Annotated in this window: 1 protein-coding gene; it reads left to right on the forward strand. The window is 61.7% G+C overall.

Annotated features, from left to right (window positions below; translation table 11 throughout):
• On the forward strand, window positions 1-2,389 hold a 2,389-nt coding region (locus UCMB321_RS31960), incomplete at both ends, for a beta strand repeat-containing protein (RefSeq protein ID WP_040072083.1).

A 2,389-nucleotide genomic window follows, 5' to 3' on the forward strand; every position in this document is an offset into this window, starting at 1 on the left:
TCTATAACGACAGCACGGCCAATCCCTACAACCCGGTGCAGCAGGTGCAATTTGCTGACGGCACCACCTGGGATATGGCCGCCATCACCGCCACGCTGTTTGCGGGCACGGCCGGCGACGACAACATCCGTGGCACGTCGGCCAACGATATGTTGAGCGGCGGGCTGGGCAACGACACCCTCAGCGGGGGGGCCGGCAACGACACCCTGCTGGGGGGAGCGGGTAATGACTTTCTCGACGGTGGCGCGGGCAACGACGTGCTGGATGGTGGCACCGGCAACGACACCCTGAGTGGCGGGACCGGCAACAACACCTACCTGTTCGGTCGTGGCGACGGCCAGGATGTGGTAACGATCAGCTATGACACCACGGCCGACAAGCTCAATACTTTGCAGTTCAAGACGGGGGTCGCCCCAAGCGATGTGGTGCTTCGGCAAGTCTATGACAACCAGATGGGAGGCAGTAACGGCGCGCTGGAGCTGAGCATCGCTGGCACCACTGACAAGATCACGATCAGCGGGTTCTTCTATAACGACAGCACGGCCAATCCCTACAATCCGGTGCAGCAAGTGCAATTTGCTGACGGCACTACCTGGGATATGGCCGCCATCACCGCCACGCTGTTTGCGGGTACGGCTGGCGACGACAACATCCGCGGCACATCGGCCGACGATATGTTGAGCGGCGGGCTGGGCAACGACACCCTCAGCGGGGCTGCTGGCAATGACACCCTGCTGGGGGGAGCGGGTAACGACTCCCTCGACGGAGGTGCGGGCAACGATGTGCTGGATGGCGGTACCGGCAACGACACACTGAATGGCGGGACCGGTAACAACACCTACCTGTTCGGTCGCGGTGATGGCCAGGACCAGGTGGTGTACACCTACGACACCACGGTCGGCAAGCTCAATACATTGCAATTCAAGGCGGGTGTCGCGCCAAGCGATGTGATGCTGAAGCAAGTGTACGATCCGAACTTCGGATCTAACGCGGGTTTGGAGTTGAGCATCGCCGGGACCACCGACAAGATCACGATCAGCGGTTTCTTCTATAACGACAGCACGGCCAATCCCTACAACCCGGTCCAGCAGGTGCAATTTGCTGACGGCACCATTTGGAATATGGCCGCTATCACCACCGCACTGCTGGCAGGCATGGCCGACACAACTGGCGACCAAAACATCCGCGGCACGTCGGCCGATGATATGTTGACCGGTGGGCTGGGCAACGACACCCTCAGCGGGGCGGCCGGCAACGATACCCTGCTGGGGGGAGCGGGTAACGACTCCCTCGACGGCGGCGCGGGCAACGACGTGCTGGATGGCGGCATCGGCAACGACACGCTGAATGGCGGGACCGGCAACAACACCTACCTGTTCGGTCGCGGTGATGGCCAGGACCAGGTGGTGTACACCTACGACACCACAGTCGGCAAGCTCAATACCTTGCAGTTCAAGGCGGGGGTCGCACCAAGCGACGTGGTGTTGAAGCAGGTGTACGACCCGAACTTCGGCTCTAACGCGGGCTTGGAGTTGAGCATCGCCGGCACCACCGACAAGATCACGATCAGCGGGTTCTTCTATAACGACAGTACGGCCAATCCCTTCAACCCGGTGCAGCAGGTGCAGTTTGCTGACGGCACCACCTGGGATATGGCCGCCATCACCGCCACGCTTTTTGCAGGCACGGCTGGCGATGACAGCATCCACGGCACATCAGCCGACGATATGTTGAGCGGCGGGCTGGGCAACGACACCCTCAGCGGGGGGGCCGGCAATGACACCCTGCTGGGGGGAGCGGGGAACGACTCCCTCGATGGTGGCGCGGGCAACGACGTGCTGGATGGAGGCACCGGCAACGACACCCTGAATGGCGGCACTGGCAACAACACCTACCTGTTCGGTCGTGGCGACGGCCAGGACCAGGTGGTGTATACCTACGACACCACGGTCGGCAAACTCAATACCTTGCAGTTCAAAGCAGGCGTCGCGCCAAGCGACGTGGTGCTAAAGCAGGTGTACGACCCGAGCTTCGGCTCTAACGCGGGCCTGGAGTTGAGCATCGCCGGCACCACCGACAAGATCACGATCAGCGGGTTCTTCTATAACGACAGCACGGCCAATCCCTTCAACCCGGTGCAGCAGGTGCAATTTGCTGATGGCACTATTTGGAATATGGCCGCTATTACCGCCACGCTGCTGGCTGGCACAGCTGGCGACGACAACATCCGCGGCACATCGGCTGACGACACCTTGACCGGTGGGATGGGCAACGACACCCTCAACGGCGCGGCTGGTAACGATCTGGTCGATGGCGGCGACGGCAACGATGTGTTGTCCGGTGGTGACGGCAACGACACCCTGCTGGGGGGAGCGGGTAATGACTTTCT

The organism is Pseudomonas batumici (genome assembly GCF_000820515.1).
In the GTDB taxonomy this organism is placed as follows: domain Bacteria; phylum Pseudomonadota; class Gammaproteobacteria; order Pseudomonadales; family Pseudomonadaceae; genus Aquipseudomonas; species Aquipseudomonas batumici.